Raw genomic sequence first — 17,991 nt, forward strand, 5'->3', positions numbered from 1 at the left:
CAGCTCACAGCGTGCCGTAGGAGTGGAGGCCGCTCAGGAACATGTTGACCCCGAGGAAGGCGAAGGTCGTGACCAGCAGCCCCCCCAGCGCCCACCAGGCCGAGACCGCGCCGCGCAGGCCCTTCATGAGGCGCATGTGCAGCCAGGCGGCGTAGTTGAGCCACACGATCAGGGCCCAGGTCTCCTTCGGATCCCAGCTCCAGTAGCCGCCCCAGGCCTCCGCGGCCCAGAAGGCGCCGAGGATCGTGGCGATGGTGAAGAAGGCGAAGCCCAGCGCGATGGCCTTGTACATCAGGTCATCGAGCGTCTGCAGGGGCGGCAGGCGTGCCGTGAGCGGCTCGCGCAGCAGCACGCACACGACCAGGAAGGCCAGCACGCCCCCCATCTTGCGCGTCCAGCCATCGAGGCCGGCGAGCGTCTCGGGCTGCAGGTCCAGCGTGAAGCGCGCCAGCAGCAGCACGGCCACCAGCACCGCCGGCAGACCGATCAGGCCGATCTGCAGCGCGCGCGGCGTGGCCGTCTTGAGCAGGTAGGCCAGCGCGACCATCGCGGCCAGCGCGAAGGTGCCGTAGCCGACGAAGTTGGCGGGCACGTGGATCTTCATCCACCAGCTCTGCAGGGCCGGCACCAGCGGCTGGATCTCGTGGGCCTCGCGGGCCACCGTGTACCAGAGCAGGAAGCTCACGGCCAGGCTCACCACCAGCATCACGTAGGCGCCCAGGGCGCGGGTGCGGTAGCGGTCCTCGTAGTAGAGGTAGAACACGGCGGTCATCCACGAGAACAGCACGAAGACCTCGTAGAGGTTGCTGACGGGGATGTGGCCGATGTCCGGGCCGATCTGGTGGCTCTCGAACCAGCGCACCATCGTGCCCAGCAGGGCCATGAAGACGCCGCCCCAGGCCAGCTTCGAGCCGATGACCTCGGCCGTGCCGCTGCCGCGCCGGAAGAAGCCCAGCCAGTAGAAGAGCGTGCTGAGGAAGAACAGCAGGCTCATCCAGAGAATCGCGCTCTGGCTCGCCAGCATGTACTTGAGCAGGAAGACGTGGTCGACGGCGCTCAGGTCGGCGCCGAAGTCGTCCGTCTTGCGCAGGTAGAGCTGGATGGCCAGCAGGCTGAAGGCGCCCACCAGCACGCTCAGCAGCCGCAGCGGCCGCCAGAACCAGCCCAGCAGCACGAGCGAGGGCACGGCGAAGGCGAGGATGCCCTTCTCGTAGCCGTCCATGGAGGCGCCGTAGCGGCTGAAGGCGAAGACGCCGCCCAGCACGATCAGGGCTGCAAAGGCCCAGTCGAGCGGCGAGCGCAGCGCCAGCCAGCTGCGGCGGCCGACGATGAGGGTGGAGGTGGCGGTGTTCATGCGGTGTCCTTCAGCAGCTCGGACTTGAGACGGTCGAATTCGGTGGCGGTGTCCGGTGACTCGCGGGTCGAGGACAGGGCCATGCGCACGCGGGTCTGTTCACCCTGGCCGGGTGCGGCCTCGAGCCAGATCCACAGGCGGCGCTCCTTCACGTAGAGCATGGCAAAGACGCCAATGATCAGCAGGATCGCCCCCAAGTAGACCAGGGTCTTGCCCGGCGCCCGCGCGACCTGGAAGCCGCTGGCCTGCACGAGCTCGAAATCCTCCAGCTGCAGCAGGACCGGCGCCGGGTAGAAGGTGGCGTCCGAGAGCGACAGCACGGCCTGCGTCATGAAGGCCTGCGTGGTCGCGTCGTTGGCGGGCGGCGGCAGCTTGGCCTGCTCGCGGCTGATCTTGAGCAGCTCGTACAGCGTGCCGTTGAGGATGCGCAGCAGCACCTCGGACACGCGGGCGCGCTCGGCCTCGGGCACCTCGCGGTCCACGAACTGAGACAGCGCCATCAGCCCGCCCCAGCCGTTGGCGGGACGCTTGTCCTCGGGGCGCACGAGCTCGGCACCGGAGAAGAGGCCCAGCGCGCGGCGCGCGGTGGCCGTCAGCTGCGGGAGCATCTGGGGCTTGTCGTCCGGCGTGGCGGCCTCGGCGTAGAGGCGGGCGGCACGTTCGCGCAGCTCGGGCTTCAGCAGGGCCTCGCGCAGGCGCAGCCAGCCGTCCAGCGCGCCGTTCTCGTCGGCCGGGGCACGCAGGTAGCGGAAGCCCTCGTTCACCGATTCGCGCATGCCCAGCAGGAACACGCGTTGGCCATCCAGCAGCACCGGGACCATGTAGTTGTTGAACTCGCGGCGCTGACCGCTGGCGTCCACGAGCTTGTAGCTGAAGGACGGGCCGATGTTCTGCAGCGACTTCTCCGTCCGGGTCTTTGCGCCGCTGCCGAGGTGACCCTGCAGCGAATCGACCAGGTCGACCTTGCGCACGTCGGCACCACTCTCGGCGCCGGCGGCGCTGCCCATGTTCTCGACGTTGATGACCCGCAGCGTGCTGAACTCGATGCCCAGCTTCTGCGCGCCCTGCGCCAGCTCGGTGCTGGTGCCCACGCGGCCCTGCAGCGCGAAGGGGGCGGCGCCGTTGAGCGGGATGGCGCGCAGCTTCAGCAGCGAGCCGCCATCGCTGAAGTCGCTCTGGTAGATCGCGACGCCGTCATGGATCAGCGGCTCGTTGACCTTGATGGTGGCCGCGGTCGTCTTGCCGTCGCGGTCATGGATCAGCACGTCGCTCGCGAAGAGCTTGGGCATGCCGGTGTTGTAGTACTCGACCTTGAACTTCTTGAGCTCGACGTCGAAGGGCAGCGGCTGCAGCAGCACGCCGTCCGTCATGTTCAGCACGGCGGTGCCGTTGCGCGAACCCTCGGTCACGGTGAGCGTGCCGCGGAAGCTCGGGTTGCGGTCGGAGAGGCGGTGCTGCGCGGGGACGTCGCTGATGAAGCCCGCGCCCTGGTAGACCGACTTGCCCTGCGCCCACATCAGCGCCTTGACGAGGAGGTCGCCGTCGAAGAGCCCGCCGAGGCAGATCAGCACGATGGCCGAGTGGGCGGCCAGGTAGCCGATCTTGTTGGCGGCGCCCTTGCGCGCCGCGATCATGATGCCGGCCGTGCGCACCTGCGCGCGGGCCTTCCAGCCGCCGGCATCCAGCCATTGCGAGACCTGCTGCAGCGAGGCCTCCAGCGACAGCGGCAGTATCCCCAGCGCCTTGTGCTTGTGCGCCTGCAGCGACTGTTCGCGCACGTGCTCCTTGTAGCTCTTGAGGTCGGCCAGGATCTTGGGCGTGTTGCGGGCGATGCACAGCGTGGTCGAGAGCACCAGGAAGGCCAGGATCAGCAGGAACCACCAGGCGCTGTAGACCGTGTAGAGGTCCACCTTGCCGAAGACGTCGGCCCAGAACGGGCCGAACTGGTTGACGTAGTTGTTCAGCGGTTCGCGCTGGCGCACCACGGTGCCGATCACCGAGGCGATGCAGATCACCGTCAGCAGGGCGATGGCGAATCGCATCGAGGACAGCAGCTCGATGAGTTCGCGGCCGGTGCCATGGCCCAGCGGGCGCGCCGGCGGCGGGACCTCGGGCGTGGTGGGGCTGAAGGAGTCGCTGGTTGAGTCGCTCATGGGCCGGATTGTCGTCGCAGCGGCTGGCAAAGACGCGGACGCAGAAAAAAGGCCGGCGCCAAAGCGCCGGCCTCTTGCCATGGATCAATTCGGGCGGTAGGGCCCGGGCCGGCTGCGGATCAGCGCAGGCCGGCGATGTAGTCGGCGACGGCCTTGATCTCGCGGTCGTTCATCTTGGCGGCGATGGCGGCCATCTGGACACTGTTGCCACGCTTGCCGGCACGGAAGGTGTTCAGCTGCAGCTCGGTATAGTCGCTGTGCTGACCCGACAGGCGGGGGTACTGGGCGGGAATGCCGGCACCGTTGGGGCTGTGGCAGCCGGCGCAGGCGGGGATCTGGCGATCGGCGATGCCACCGCGGTAGATCTTCTCGCCCAGGGCGACCAGGGTCTTGTCCTTGGAGGCACCTTCCTTGGCCTGCTTCGAGGCGTAGAAGGCGGCGACGTTCTTCATGTCCTCGTCGGACAGGGTGGAGGCCATGCCCTTCATCACCGCGTTGTCGCGCTTGCCGGACTTGAACTCGGTCAGCTGCTTGACGAGGTAGTCCGCATGCTGGCCTTGCAGGATGGGGTTGGCGGGGCTGCCGCGCGAACCATCCGCCGTGTGGCAGGCTGAACAGACCTGGGCCGAGATCGCCTGGCCCTTGTTCAGATCGGGCTTGGCCGGCGCCGGGGCTTCCGATGCACTGGCGGCAGCGGTGAAGACGAGGCCCATCAACAGGAAAGCAGCATTCTTCATGAGTAAGGGGGTCTGTAAGCGCAACCTACGGATTTTACAATGGCAATCTCAGCCTACTGGATCAACATGAGCAGCAATAACCCCAGCCAAGCGCCGCAAGCGGCCGAGACCGCCCCTTCGGACAAGACTGTGTTGGCTTGGACCCACACTGCCCGGTTCCTGACCACGGCGAGTCAACTCCATCATCTGCCGGCCAACGAACTCCCCGAGATCGCCTTCGTCGGCCGCTCCAATGCGGGCAAGAGCACGGCCATCAACACCCTGGCGCAGCAGAAGCGTCTGGCCTTCGCGTCCAAGACGCCCGGCCGCACGCAGCACATCAACCTCTTCCACCTGGGGCCCAAGGACGCACCGAACGCGCTCTTCGCCGACCTCCCGGGCTATGGCTACGCCGCCGTGGCGCGCGACGCCAAGCTGCGCTGGCAGAAGGTGATGGCGGACTACCTCGAGGTGCGGCGCTCGCTGTCGGGCGTGGTGCTGATGGTGGACTCGCGCCTGGGCCTCACCGACCTCGACCGCCAGCTGCTCGACTTCGTCGCCGCCCGCGTGGCCAACGGCGAGGTCAAGCTGCTGGTGCTGCTGACCAAGGCCGACAAGCTCAATCGCAAGGAGGCGCAGGCCGCGCTCGCGGCCACGCAGGAGGTGCTGGCCGGGATGGTCACGGACGAATCCGATGTCTCCATCACGCTGTTCTCGGCGCTGAAGAAGCAGGGCGTGGCCGATGTCGCCCACATCCTGCATGAATGGGTGCGCCAGGCGCCGGTGGTGCCGGTCATGCCCGACCTGCCGCCGCTGGACGAGGACGACCCCACCGGCGCCGGTCTGCCCATCGACACGCGGGACTGAGCCGCCACTTCGGCGCGCCCTTGGGACCCGCCGTCACCGCGAGGCGGGTCGGGGCGCGGCGCCTGAATCGCGGGGCGGCGTGAGCCAGCCCTCGGTGCGCAGGGTCTGCAGCATGGTCGCCAGGCGCGGCGCCAAGGCGGCATGGCGCGCATGCAGGAAGGGGTAGGTCGCCATGGGCGGGCCCAGGTCGAAGAGCCGCTGCAGCGGGCCCGCCTGGCCTTCGGCGCTGCCCAGGTGCGCCAGGCTCAGGCTGAGCGCGCTGTCCATGTCGCACACGAAGCCCACGCGGCCGCGCGCCAGCATGCGCACGGCGTTGTCGGCGGCGGAGATCTCGACCAGGCGCTCGGCCGGCAGGACCTCCCGCAGCCGCTGCTCGCAGACGGTGACGCCGCGTCGGTAGATCACCTGTCCCTCGCCGTCGCGCAGGGCCGCCAGGTTCGACGGGTGGCCCGGCCCCTGGTTGCCATAGATGCCGAACGAGACCTGCAACAGCGTCACCTCCACGCGCTGCAACTCCGGATGCAGCTCGCCGTAGCGCGCCGTGCGCAGCATCTCGCCGTCGATCTCGCCGCGTTGCAGGGCGAGCTCGGCGCGCCGGGCGGGCATGACCTGCACCTCCAGGCGCCAGCCGAGGCGGCGGAAGGCCTCGGTGTACACGCGACGCAGCCAGCGGCCGTCGCTGCTGTCGGGCTCGGTGCCGGTGGCCAGGGTCAGGTGGGGAGGGCCGTCCGGTGAGGGCGCGGCCGGCGGCGATGCCACGGTGCCTGCGGGCGGGAGCACCCGTGCCTGCGCGGCGCCAGACCCGCCAGGCAGCAGCAGGATCGCGATCGCGAGGAGCAACGGGGCCACGCGCGTGGCCCGTCGTGCCGGGCGCAGGTCGGTGAAGCAGGACCGCATGCCCGGATTCTTGCACCGGGCGCGGAGCTCAGGGGCGCCCGATGAAGAGATACACCGCGGTGTCGGTGGTCTTGCCCTTGCCGAGGCCGAGGTAGAGCGGGCCGAGGCCGGTGTCGGCGCCGATGAAGAGACTGCCGGCCAGCTTGAGCCCGCGCAGGCTCACGTTCTGGCGGGTGTCCCAGGCATTGCCGGCCTCCAGCGAGCCCCCCACGAAGAAGCCGCGCGTGAGCACCGGCGTCTGGGCGAGGCGCTGGTAGTACGTGACCCGCCCGAACAGCAAGGTGTTGCCCGTGAGCTGGCCCGGCTGGTAGCCCGAGAGCTGCTGGAATCCGCCCAGGCTGTAGGGCCCCTGGGCCGAGTCCTCGGGCTGGTGGGCGTTGAAGCCGCGCAGATGCAGGTTCAGCGTGTGGCGGCCGACGCTGGTCGCGAGCGTGCCCTGCAGCTCCGTGCGGCTGAAGGCGTCGCGCCGGCCGCCCGGCTGCGTCTGCGTGCCGGCGATGTGCTCGAAGGTCGTGCGGTAGCCCCGCTGCGGGAAGTTGGCGAAGTCGAGCTGGTCCACCACCAGCTTCAGGCGCAGGCCCGTCTCCGTCCAGGTCTTGTCCAGGCGCTGCTGGTCGGCGTTGCCGAGCTGGCCCGGGTCGACGGTGATGAGGTCGGGGTGCACGCGCCAGTGCTCGCGCACGAGGCCCAGCCGCACCTCGCCCAGGCGGCCCCAGGGCTGGCCCACGTCCAGGCCGTAGGTCAGGCTCTTGCGGCCCAGCCGGGCGAGGCCCTGGCCCGTCTCGGCGTTGTAGAGGGTCAGGTTGTGCCGTTCGATCTCGCCCCAGCTGGAGACGAACCAGTCGTTGCTCGTGCCCAGCTTCTGGATGAGCGGGTGGTAGAGCTCGGTGTACAGGCGCGGCGTCTGGCCGATGGTGAGCTGGTTGCGCCACTCGGTGCCGTGCGGCGTCAGCCAGTGCCGGTTGTGGCTGATGCGCAGGTTGAAGGCGCTCTCGCCGTTGAAGTCCGTGCTGAGGTCGATGCCGGCGCGGAAGTAGTTCGGGCCCCAGGGCTTGTCTTCCATCGAGAAGACGAGCTGGTTGCCCTCGCTGTGTTCCTCGACGTGGTAGTCCACGCGGACGTAGTCGCCCGAGGACGCCAGGAAGCGCGCGTCACGCTCGGCGCGCTCGGCGTCGAAGACCTGCCCGGGACGCGTCTCCAGCTGGTCCTTGAAGCGCTCGGGGTTGGCCACCTCGCTGCCCACGAAGCTGATGCCCGCCAGTGCCGGCGCCGCGGGCTGCGTGCGGGTGCGGGCCAGCAGCCAGTCGGCATAGGCCTCCGGCGTGACAGCGAAGACGCGCAGCTGCGGCAGCGCCTGCTCGGCGGCGGCCTCGCCCAGCGCGATGAAATCCTTGCCGCGCTCGAAGTTGCCGGAGCCCAGGCCCTGGAGGCTGGGCGTGATCAGCAGGTCCTCCTGCCAGAGGCTGGCGATCGAGCGCTGGACGTTCTGCTCGGTGAGGATGTTGATCATCTGCGCCGTCACGCCCACCAGCGAGTTCAGCGAGTCGCGCCCGGACAGCGGCGTGCCGACGTTGATGGCGATCACGCGCTCGGCGCCCATGCGGCGCGCCACGTCCACGGGCAGATTGTTGACGAGGCCGCCATCGCCCAGGATGCGCCCTTCGTCGCTCTCGACCGGCGCGAAGACGCCCGGCACGCTCATGCTGGAGCGCAGCGCCTGGGCGAGGTCACCGGACTCGGCCACCACCTGGGCGCCGGTTTCCATGTCCGTGGCGACGGCACGGAAGGGCGTGGGCAGCTGGTCGAAATGGTCGACGCTGCGCACCGGCAGCGTGAGGCGGCGCAGCAGGGCATCGAGGCCCCGGCTGGAGAGCGTGCTCTGGGGCACACGGACCTCGCCGCCCCGCAGCCCCAGCTCCAGCACGGCGGAGAACTCGAAGTCCTCCTCCTTGCGGCGCTGCGACAGCAGCTGGCGTTCGACGCGGCTGGCGAACATGCGGTCCCAGGCAATCTGCTGCAGCTCGCGCTCGAGCTCGCGGGCGTTCATGCCGCTGGCATAGAGGCCACCGATGATGGCGCCCATGGAGGTGCCGGCGATGACGTCGACGGGGATGTGCTCGCGCTCGAGCACCTTCAGCACGCCCACGTGGGCCAGGCCGCGGGCGCCGCCGCCGGACAGCACGAGCCCGAGCCGTGGCCGCACCGTGTGGTCGGGCAAGGCCGCGGGGCCGGGCAGCTCGGGCGGGCGGGGCGGGGGCAGGGATTCGGCCCGGGCCGGCGCGAGCGGGCCCATGAGCAGGGCCAGCATCAGTGCTGGCAGACCCGGGTGTCGTGGCGGCATGCGGGGCGTCACGGGCTCAGGGCGCGTCGTCCAGGTCCTGCATGAGCGAGGAGACGGCCCGCTGCACAAGGGTGTCTTCCTCGAGTGCGGTGATCAGACCGTTGGCCAGCAGCTGCTCGATCGCACCGCGCGTGAGCGAGTGGCGCTCGTCGGCGTCCTGCCCGACGAAGAGGAAGAACTGCCGGCTCTCGCTGATCCAGGCCACCTGCGCGGTGATCCACTGGCTCTGCACGAACATGTGGTACCAGTTGCCCACCTGCAGATTGCCCATCCAGGCCTGCAGGGCGATGCGCGCATCGGGCGAACCGGCCTCGGAATACAGGCCCACCGGCACCGTCGGCAGCTCGCCGCGGTTGACCTGGTCATGGGCCCAGCGCGAGGGCATCTGCGATTCGCGCTCGTTGAGCAGCTGCTGCAGCAGCTCCTCGGGGCTGAGGTCGCGGCGCGCGGCAGCCGCACGGTCCGAGGGGGCCGGGTGGTGATGCGGGGGCAGGCCGCTGAGCACGCGACCGTGCTGGGTCATGAGGTCCTGCAGCACGACCTGGCGCTTGTCCGCCGGGAAGGCGATGAGCTCCATGCCGGACTCGACGCGCTGGATGAGCGCGGGAAGTCGGGTGCGCAGCTGGGCGCGAGCGGCCTCGCTCTGGCGCTGCTGCAGGCTGTCGAGCAACTCGTCCACCAGCTCGATGCTGGCTTCGGCCTGCGGGGCCTCGCGACCGTACAGCACCATGTTCTGCACGATCACCTCGACCCAGGGCTTGAGCAGGAACTTGCGCAGCGTGGGGCTCAGCGCCGTGTCGGAGAGCTGCTCCTTCAGCTGGCTCTGCAGCAGCTCCAGCCAGGCGGTGCGCTGGCTTTCGCGCTCCAGCGCGGCGAGGGCCGACGCACTGCGCTCGCCATGGCGGCTGGCCTGCTCGCGGATGTGCTGGTCGACGACGCCGAGCGCCTGCTGGAACTGCAGGCCCGTCAGCAGCGGGGCCTCGACCAGCTGCTGCACGATGCCGTTCATGACGTCGAGGAACTGGCGCAGGCGCTCGTCGTCGGCGCGCTTGAAGCCGGCGCCGTGACCGGCGACGCGATTGAGCAGGCTCCACACCGGGTGGTCCTGGCGGCGCAGCAGGCTCGGGTCGGTGCGGGACAGGCGCGCCACGGCCACCTGCAGACGCGACATCAGCGCCTTGACGGGCGGCAGCAGCTTGGGGTCGGCCAGGATCTGGTCATAGAGGCGGCTCAGCAGGTCGCCGCCGCCACGCAGCAGCGTGTTCGGGCCGAGCGCCTGCGAGGTGGAGTCGTGGCCGGGCTGGCGCAGGGTCTGCGGACGCGAGTTGATGGCGTCCACACGGCGGGCGAGCGTGTCCAGCGTCGGGGTGGCACCCGGCACCGCGGCCTGGCGCAGGCGGGCCTCGACGTCCCGGGTGCTGCCGATGCCGTAGCCCTCGACCAGCGGCGCCAGCTGGGCGCTGCGCATCTGTTCGCACAGGGTCTGGTAGATCTCGCCCAGCGCGGCCACCACATGGGGCGTGGCCACCTTGGTCATGGCGTAGCAGCCCTCGCCGTCGAGCTGGAGGTTCTGGATGGCCGTCACCACGGCATTGGCGAAGACGGCCGGCCGCAGCGGGTTGTCCTGCTTCATCGGCCGGGCGATGCCGCGCAGCGCCGCGAAGAAGTTCACCAGCTGATGCAGCTCCGGGCGGCTCTGCTCCTCGACGGCCGAGACCACATGGGCGATCGACACGTCCTGCAGCGCCTGCTTCTCGTCCACGAGGCTGAGCGACTGCAGGCCCAGCGGCGAGCCGCGGCGCTGCAGCGGGTCCTCGCCGTGGCGGGCGGCCTCCAGCAGGGGCTGGATGGCGGCCTGGAAGTCCGTGGGGAAGCGGCCCTTGCTGACGGCCCAGGCGTACTGCAGCGAGTGCAGCAGGGGATCTGACTTCAGGTCGTCCTGGATCTTGTGGGCCACCGCATGGCTGAACGCGGGCATCCGGACGATGACCTCGTCGACCAGGGATTGAAGGCTCGGGGCGTGGGACATGATGTTCCGCATTATGAAGGCGGCATGACACGGGAACGGGGGACGGTGGCGCTGTGCCTCGCCAATTGAGCGACAGAGTGCGCACCTGGGGGCGCACGCCCCTTCATGTGGGGGGGCCTTTCATCGGGGCGGCGGGCGGTCCGGAGCACGCGCCCATGAAAAAACCCGCGAGGCCGGGTGGCCGTCGCGGGTTTCGAGGAGGCATCCGGCAGCGCTGCTGCCGGAGGGCCGGACTTACATGTCCATGCCCATGCCGCCCATGCCGCCGGGCATGGCCGGAGCAGCGCCTTCGTCCTTCGGGGCTTCAGCGACCATGCACTCGGTGGTCAGCATCAGCGACGCCACGGAGGCGGCGTTCTGCAGGGCCGTGCGGGTGACCTTGGTCGGGTCCAGGATGCCCATCTCGATCATGTCGCCGTAGGTGTCATTGGCAGCGTTGAAGCCGAAGTTGCCCTGGCCTTCCAGCACCTTGTTGATCACGACGCTGGGCTCGCCACCGGCATTCGACACGATCTCGCGCAGCGGGGCTTCGATGGCCTTCAGGATCAGCTTGATGCCGGCGTCCTGGTCGGCGTTGTCGCCCTTGATGGCGCCAGCGGTCTGGCGGGCGCGCAGCAGCGCCACGCCACCACCGGCCACGATGCCTTCTTCCACGGCAGCGCGCGTGGCGTGCAGGGCGTCTTCCACGCGAGCCTTCTTTTCCTTCATCTCGACTTCGGTGGCGGCACCGACCTTGATGACGGCCACGCCGCCGGCCAGCTTGGCCACGCGCTCTTGCAGCTTCTCGCGGTCGTAGTCGCTGGTGGCTTCCTCGATCTGGATGCGGATCTGCTTGACGCGGGCTTCGATGTCAGCGGCAGCGCCGTTGCCGTCGATGAGGGTGGTGTTTTCCTTGCCCACTTCGACGCGCTTGGCCTGACCCAGGTCAGCCAGGGTCACCTTCTCGAGGCTCAGGCCCACTTCTTCGGCGATGACCTTGCCACCGGTCAGGATGGCGATGTCTTCCAGCATGGCCTTGCGACGGTCGCCGAAGCCCGGAGCCTTGACGGCCACGACCTTCAGGATGCCGCGGATGGTGTTCACCACCAGGGTGGCCAGGGCTTCGCCCTCGACGTCCTCGGCGATGATCAGCAGCGGACGGCCGGCCTTGGCCACGGCTTCCAGCGTGGGCAGCAGGTCGCGGATGTTGCTGATCTTCTTGTCGAACAGCAGGACAAACGGGTTGTCCAGGATCGCGGCTTGCTTTTCCGGGTTGTTGATGAAGTAGGGCGACAGGTAGCCGCGGTCGAACTGCATGCCTTCGACGACGTCCAGCTCGTTGTTCAGGCTCTTGCCGTCTTCAACGGTGATCACGCCTTCCTTGCCGACCTTGTCCATGGCGGAGGCGATGATCTCGCCCACGTCGGAGTCGCTGTTGGCCGAGATGGTGCCGACCTGGGCGATTTCCTTGGAGGTGGTGGTGGCCTTGGAGGCGGCCTTCAGTTGCACGACCAGGGCGGCCACGGCGCGGTCGATACCGCGCTTCAGGTCCATCGGGTTCATGCCGGCGGCCACGTACTTCATGCCTTCGCGCACGATGGCCTGGGCCAGCACGGTGGCGGTGGTGGTGCCGTCACCGGCGTTGTCCGAGGTCTTGGAAGCGACTTCCTTGACCATCTGGGCGCCCATGTTCTGGAGCTTGTCCTTCAGCTCGATTTCCTTGGCCACGGACACACCGTCCTTGGTCACGGTCGGGGCGCCGAAGGAGCGCTCCAGCACCACGTTGCGGCCCTTGGGGCCCAGGGTGACCTTGACGGCGTTCGCCAGGACATTCACGCCTTCGACCATGCGGGCACGGGCGTCGGAACCAAAGACCACGTCTTTTGCTGCCATGTTGATTTCTCCGAAATTCTTTGGGTTTGCGTTGGCGGCTTCCTGGCGCTCAGTCGGCGCCAAGGAAGCGCGTAGCGAGCGGCTGTCTGGCTAGGCGGAAGGAGCGCAGGGACCGGAACGTAGCAGCGCTACGTGAGGATCCCGAGCACCGCCCAACGACGCCAGGCAGTCGCGCAGTAGCGATTACTTGGCGACGACGGCGAAGAGGTCTTCTTCGCGCATGACCAGCAGCTCCTCGCCGTCGACCTTGACGGACTGGCCGGAGTACTTGCCGAACAGCACGCGGTCACCGACAGCGACGTTCAGGGCCACGAAGTCGCCCTTGTCATTGCGCTTGCCAGGACCCACGGCCAGCACTTCACCCTGGTCGGGCTTCTCGGCGGCGTTGTCCGGCAGGACGATGCCGGAGGCCGTCTTGGTTTCGTTTTCCAGGCGCTTAACGATCACGCGATCGTGCAGAGGACGCAGTTTCATCACATCTCCTAGCTGAGAGTCTTGGGTCGTTGCGGGCCCCACGCCAACTGGCGGCGGGCCATCACATCGGGACAAACCGGCCGCGGCGGCTGCCGGGACCGAATTGTTAGCACTCGACATTCGAGAGTGCTAGCAGGAAAGGATTATAGGGATGACCCGCGGCGTTTCAAGAGGCGCCCGTGAAGTCGCAGGGCCAAGGCGCCCACCCGCTGGGCACAGGACGGCACGGACAGCAGCCCCAGGCCCTGGGCGCCCACGCGGTGCAGCCGAGCCGCGCGCCCGGACGGCGGCGTCGTTCGAGCCAGGAGACCCGTGCGCCATCCCCAGCCCTGCTCATTGACGGGCGGGCGGACCCGGCGCCGGCCCGCGGGCTGCGCAAAAATGAGGCAAAGTCTTCCGGTGCCTTGTGAATCAAGGACTTGCGGCCGCCCTCACCGGGCCACCCACACACTTGTCCACAGCGGGCGTGGATGAGCGTGCCGGCGCCGCGGGCGACGGATACGCCTGCTTGCGACTGTTTCTGCGCGCGCAATGCGGGCGCAAAGGGCCGGCAATTGCAGCCGCCGAGCATGCGCTCTCCCATTCCACGAGGAGAACGACGATGAAGCATGGCAGGAACTGGCCCCACCGGGCCCTCGCTGCGGGCCTGCTGGGTCTGGCGGCGGGCAGCGCACTGGCCGGCGGGGCCTGCACGCAGGTGCCGCTGCAGGCGGATGGCCACTACGACTTCCCGTCCTACTTGAAGCCCGCGCCGGGTGCCTACGGCCGCTGGATGTGGCAGTCGCGCGGCCTGTGCTACGCCGACGGCGCCGCCTGGATCGAGCGGAAGTACGGCACCGACCAGGACACCGCCTACGACCAGCGCTTCGAGATGTACCGCAGCAGCGCCCTGCCCAAGCGCCAGGCCCTGCCGCTGATCCTCTGGGCGCATCCCAGCGGCCCCACCCAGATCATGATCGAGGGCAATGCCCCGCCCGGCGAGACCTCGCCGCTGATGGAGAAGCTGGTCGTGCCGGCCGTCAACGCCGGCTTCGCCTTCATGTCGGTGCAGTTCCGCCATCCGCGGGCCAGCCAGTCGGTCGATCCCCGCAAGTTCGACCCGCAGGTGCCGCATACCGACATTGCCGAGGCCGTTCAGTGGGTGCGCTCGCGCGCCGCGGATCTCGGGGTGGATCCGGACAACATCTTCCTGCTGGGCCAGTCCCGCGGCTCGCTGGCGCTGCTCAATGCCTTCCTGCCGGACCTGCGCGATCGCAGCCGTGCGGACTGGCGCGCGGAGTCCTCGAAGCCCCGGGCGGTCTTCGTGGCCCAGGCCCAGACGACCTACGAGCATGCGGCGCTGCGGGACGGCTTCATCCTGCCGACGGCGACCGTGCCCGTGCCGCCTCTGACACAGCCCGGCTTCGACTACCGCGCCTACCTGGATCGCAACGATCCGGCCTTCATCGATCCTGGCAGCGCCCTCGCGGCGCTGGACCTCGGGGATCCGCCCTTCTGGATGCGCTACGAGCGCGCGCCCACGGACCATGGCAACCTCGCCGTTGTGCCCCTGGGCAGCCGCGTGGCCGCCGAGGGGCGGGACCCGATGAAGGAGGGGGTCTGCTACGAGCCGGCCGCCGCCGACTACCCCTTGCTGGCCGACAGCGGCTGCTTCGACGAGCACCATCCCAACTTCGGCGCGGCGCTGGCGGCCCGCTTCCTGGCCCTGCAGCCCACGGCGGAGCAGCGGCGGGCCGTCGGCATCCAGTACGGACCGCGGCAGGCGACCCAGCGCCAGCTCGACAAGGTGTCCGCGCAGTTCTACGACCACTACACCTGCTTTTTCATCCAGAACCTGACGCCGGCCGGCGCGGTGCTTCGCGCGCAGGCCGTGCCGGAGGCGCTGTCGCCCAGCTGCCGGATCACCGACTGGCCGTGGCCGCCCAAGCCCTGAGCAGGCGGCGGCCCGTCAGGCCTGGAGCTTCGACGGGGCCAGGTATTGCTGCCGGAAATCCTCGAAGCTCAGCGTGTCCGCCGCCTCGACGGCGGCCTGCTCCGCCAGCGATTGCCGGGCGGCCTCGGCGAACGCCGCCTGGCGCTCGGCGCTGAGCGGCTGGGCCCGCAGGTGCGCACGGGCCTGGGCCGAGCAATGGGCGATGAAGCGGATGTGCGAGTGCTCGAACTCGTTCGTCATCGCGGCCAGCACGCGGGCGGACGGCAGCTGCTCCGGATGATCGAAGCGCTCGCGGGCCACCGCCAGGGCCTGGCGGTAGGCCTCGCCGCCCAGCTGCTGGTCGAGATGGACGCTCAGCGGCCCCAGCGCCTCCAGCAGCTCCGCCGCCCAGTCGCGCAGCAGCACCGGCCGGCCGGCGCGCTCCAGCATCAGGCCGGGCTCGCGCCCGCGCGAGGCCGTCAGCTGCTGGTTGCGGGCCAGGGCGATGATCTCCTCGGGCGTGTCCGGCGGGCTGTCGGAGAGCAGGCAGTGCAGCAGGAACAGGTCGATGAAGCGCATCGTCGCGGCACTGATGCCGACGGGCTCGAAGGGATCGAGGTCCATGCAGCGCACCTCGACGTACTCCACGCCGCGCTCGCGCAGCGCGTGCAGCGGGCGCTCGCCGCTGCGGATCACGCGCTTGGGGCGGATGGTGCCGTAGAACTCGTTCTCGATCTGCAGCAGGCTGGTCGAGAGCTGGTTGTACTCGCCACCCGGGTTGCGGATGCCGATGGCCTCGTAGGCCGGGTAGGGGCGCAGCAGCGCGTCCTGCAGCGAGGCGGCATAGCCTTCGAGGCTGTTGTAGCTGACGGCCAGCGACGACTGCGCATCGCTCTGGTAGCCCAGCCGGCCCATGCGCAGCGACGTGGCGTAGGGCAGGTGCAGCGTACCGCAGGACGTGCCGCCCGCACCGGGCGCCGGGAGCGGCTGCAGACCGTGGTCGCGCCCCTCGACGAAGCTCGAGCACAGCGCCGGCGAGGCCCCGAAGAGCAGCAGCAGCAGGAAGCTGTGGCGGCGGAAGTTGCGGATCAGGTCGAAGTACTGCGCGCTGCTGATGCCGGGCAGCGACCAGTTGTAGTGGATGCCCGAGATCGTCTGCATGCGCCGGCCGTAGCGGTGGCCGAGGCCCATGCGGTAGACACTCTTGGCGCGGCCGATGTTGGAGTGGCCGTAGTGGCCGATGGGGATGGTCTCGTCCGCGGGCAGGAAGCAGGGCATGCTCGAGGCCCACATCATCTCCGGGCCCAGCAGCGCGTCCACGGCCTGGTGGATCTCGGTCAGCTCGGCGGCACAGGCCTCGGCGGAGCCGTGCACGCCCGTGATGAGCTCCAGCTGGCTTTCGCTGAAGTCCGTGGTGACTTGGGGATGTGTCAGTGCGGAGCCCAGGCCCAGCGGGTGAGGCGTCATGGCCAGGGAGCCCTCTGGCAGAGTGCGCAGGCTTTCCTTTTCCACGCCGCGACGCATGCCTTGCAGTCGCTCGCGGTCCAGTGCTTCCAGTCGCTGCGGCCAGTTGTTCAAGAGGGGCTCCTCGTCTCGTTGTGGACCGCGAACTTAACAGATGCCGATGGCGCCTGCTTGACTGTGGACATGGCACTGTGTGCTAGTTGACTTCAGTGGGCCAGCGAGCGGCGCGTGCGCCGCCACTGCTGCTCCGAACTGAAGCCGGCGCGCTCGGCGGCGTCGGCCAGGCTGGCCCCTTGCTGCCGCGCCCGCTCGGCCAGCTCCAGCCGGATCGACTGGAGGTAGCGCAGCGGCGTCGTGCCCGCATGCTCGCCGAACAGGCGCCCGAGGTGGCGCGGCGTCACATGGGCCACGGCCGCCATGCGGTCCAGGCTCCAGTCCTCGGCAGGGCGAGCGCAGACGGCGTCCTGCACCCGGTGCAGCGCCGGATGCAGGTGGTGCCGGTGAGCCAGCAGCGGCGACAGCTCGGGATCGTGCGGGTTGCGGCGCAGGTAGACCACCATGGTCTGGGCCACCGCGGCGGCAATGGCGTCCCCGCAACGGGCCTGGATCAGGTGCAGCGTGAGATCGATGCCGGCCGTGATGCCCGCGCTGCTGGCCAGCGGGCCGTCCAGCACGAAGACGCGGTTGTCCACGACCTCGGCCGCCGGCGCCTGGCGGCGGAGCTCGTCGAGCAGCTCGTGATGGGTGGTGCAGCGGCGCCGGCCCAGCAGCCCGGCCTCGGCGGCGAGCAGCGCCCCCGAGCAGATCGTGACCACGCGGCCGGCGCCCTCGGGCGTCAGCAGGGGGGCGCCCACGTCATGCAGCCAGCGCAGGGTGCGAATCTGCTCGGCTCGCTCGGCGCTGCCCGGGCTGGCCTCGCCGGGATGCAGATGCCGGCAGCCGAGCAGGAAGAGCCAGCTCCCGGGCGGCAGACGGTCTGGCAGAGGCGCCAGCTCGCCCAGCGTCAGCCCCACCGAGCTCGGCGCCGCGGAGCGGGCGGCCACGAAGCGCAGGTGGAACGCCGGTGCCTGGCCGCGTCGCTGCAGGGCCTGGTTGGCCAGCCGCAGCGCCTCGGCCGGGCCGGCCAGGTCCAGCAGCAGGGCGCGGGGCTGGACCAGGAAGACGACGTCGACCGGGGCGGCGGCAGGAGGGGCGGGCGTGCGCATGCCGGCCAGTATGCCTGTCAGATCAGGACATGGCCCGGGCACGCTCCAGGGCCTGCGCCACGGTGCAGATCTCGGCGAAGCGGTCCTGGAGCATGGTCTCGGTGCGCAGCTTGATGTCGTCGGCGCTCAGCGCCGCGCCGCTGCGGTGCTGCATCTCGAAGGTGAGCGTGGCCTCGGTGACGTAGTCCACCTGCCAGCCTTCATCGCTGGCATGGCGGGTGGTCGTCTCGCAGCACTGCTCCGTGCGGATGCCCGCGACGATCAGCCGCTGGATGCCATGCTGGTGCAGCCAGATCGAGAGTCCCGTGCCGGCCAGCGCGCTGTGGCGATGCTTGATGAACTCGACGGCCACGTCATGCGGCACGAGGCCGTCCAGCGGCCGGACATGGCCCGACTTCAGGGCGAAGGCGTTGTCGGCGGTCTCGGGCCCGTCGTTGTGCAGGATGCGCACGATGGGGATGCCTGCGGCCTGTGCACCCTGCAGCAGGGCATTGCTCCGGGCCAGGAAGGCGGGGAGGTCCGTCTCACGCCAGTAAGGGCGGTGGCGGAAGGATTCCTGGACGTCGATGAAGATCAGCGCGGTGTTCATGAGGGCATTCCTGGGTGGGTTGGGAATGGCCTCATGGTGCCGCCCGGGCGGAGCGGCGTCGCGCGGCATGCGGACCGCTTTCGGTCAGATCCGGACATCCTGCAGCCGGACCTGCCGC

Annotated in this window: 13 protein-coding genes; 2 read left to right on the top strand and 11 right to left on the bottom strand. The window is 69.6% G+C overall.

All coding sequences use genetic code 11. The features are described 5' to 3' along the window. Window positions 1-4 precede the first annotated feature (4 nt). From ccsB to QRD43_RS06910, 3 genes are all read right to left on the bottom strand, one after another. Complete coding sequence (ccsB, locus tag QRD43_RS06900; RefSeq protein ID WP_285981759.1) at window positions 5-1,354, bottom strand: c-type cytochrome biogenesis protein CcsB; 1,350 nt, start codon at window positions 1,352-1,354, stop codon at window positions 5-7. Next, the gene (locus QRD43_RS06905; RefSeq protein WP_285982489.1) at window positions 1,351-3,396 is read right to left on the bottom strand and encodes a cytochrome c biogenesis protein ResB; all 2,046 of its coding nucleotides are present in this window, start codon (window positions 3,394-3,396) and stop codon (window positions 1,351-1,353) included. The genes ccsB and QRD43_RS06905 overlap by 4 nt, the downstream gene beginning before the upstream one ends. Before the next feature lie 230 nt (window positions 3,397-3,626). Then, window positions 3,627-4,244: a c-type cytochrome gene (locus QRD43_RS06910; protein WP_434063836.1), complete on the bottom strand. Its 618-nt coding sequence runs from the start codon at window positions 4,242-4,244 to the stop codon at window positions 3,627-3,629. Between the two features lie 132 nt (window positions 4,245-4,376). On the opposite strand from QRD43_RS06910, the gene yihA reads away from it, so the two are divergent. After that, window positions 4,377-5,090 carry a ribosome biogenesis GTP-binding protein YihA/YsxC gene (yihA, locus tag QRD43_RS06915; protein WP_285981760.1) on the top strand — a complete coding sequence of 238 codons (714 nt, stop codon included), beginning with the start codon at window positions 4,377-4,379 and terminating at the stop codon, window positions 5,088-5,090. A gap of 33 nt (window positions 5,091-5,123) precedes the next feature. On the opposite strand, the gene QRD43_RS06920 is transcribed toward yihA, so the two are convergent. The 5 genes from QRD43_RS06920 to groES form a co-directional block, all read right to left on the bottom strand. Then, the gene (locus QRD43_RS06920; RefSeq protein ID WP_285981761.1) at window positions 5,124-5,987 is read right to left on the bottom strand and encodes a type 2 periplasmic-binding domain-containing protein; all 864 of its coding nucleotides are present in this window, start codon (window positions 5,985-5,987) and stop codon (window positions 5,124-5,126) included. Window positions 5,988-6,015: 28 nt separating this feature from the next. Then, window positions 6,016-8,328 (bottom strand): patatin-like phospholipase family protein, encoded by a 2,313-nt coding sequence (locus tag QRD43_RS06925; RefSeq protein WP_285981762.1) that lies wholly within the window; start codon window positions 8,326-8,328, stop codon window positions 6,016-6,018. 16 nt (window positions 8,329-8,344) lie between these two features. Then, window positions 8,345-10,357, bottom strand: a complete 2,013-nt coding sequence (locus QRD43_RS06930; protein ID WP_285981763.1) for a DUF1631 family protein — start codon at window positions 10,355-10,357, stop codon at window positions 8,345-8,347. A gap of 234 nt (window positions 10,358-10,591) precedes the next feature. Further along, the gene (groL, locus tag QRD43_RS06935; protein ID WP_285981764.1) at window positions 10,592-12,229 is read right to left on the bottom strand and encodes a chaperonin GroEL; all 1,638 of its coding nucleotides are present in this window, start codon (window positions 12,227-12,229) and stop codon (window positions 10,592-10,594) included. Between the two features lie 183 nt (window positions 12,230-12,412). Then, window positions 12,413-12,703, bottom strand: a complete 291-nt coding sequence (gene groES / locus QRD43_RS06940) for a co-chaperone GroES (RefSeq protein WP_183103857.1) — start codon at window positions 12,701-12,703, stop codon at window positions 12,413-12,415. A gap of 601 nt (window positions 12,704-13,304) precedes the next feature. Between groES and QRD43_RS06945 the strand changes: the two genes are divergently transcribed. Beyond that, entirely contained in the window at window positions 13,305-14,636 is a 1,332-nt protein-coding gene (locus tag QRD43_RS06945) for an alpha/beta hydrolase (RefSeq protein WP_285981765.1), read from the top strand. 15 nt (window positions 14,637-14,651) lie between these two features. On the opposite strand, the gene gshA is transcribed toward QRD43_RS06945, so the two are convergent. From gshA to QRD43_RS06960, 3 genes are all read right to left on the bottom strand, one after another. Continuing rightward, complete coding sequence (gshA, locus tag QRD43_RS06950; RefSeq protein ID WP_434063858.1) at window positions 14,652-16,139, bottom strand: glutamate--cysteine ligase; 1,488 nt, start codon at window positions 16,137-16,139, stop codon at window positions 14,652-14,654. 146 nt (window positions 16,140-16,285) lie between these two features. Next, a complete protein-coding gene (locus QRD43_RS06955; RefSeq protein ID WP_285981767.1) occupies window positions 16,286-17,284 on the bottom strand; it encodes a GlxA family transcriptional regulator in 999 nt (332 codons plus the stop codon). Between the two features lie 22 nt (window positions 17,285-17,306). Beyond that, complete coding sequence (locus tag QRD43_RS06960) at window positions 17,307-17,873, bottom strand: cysteine hydrolase family protein (protein WP_285981768.1); 567 nt, start codon at window positions 17,871-17,873, stop codon at window positions 17,307-17,309. Window positions 17,874-17,991: the final 118 nt, after the last annotated feature.

The organism is Roseateles subflavus (assembly GCF_030285365.1).
Taxonomy (GTDB): Bacteria; Pseudomonadota; Gammaproteobacteria; order Burkholderiales; family Burkholderiaceae_C; genus Roseateles_B; species Roseateles_B subflavus.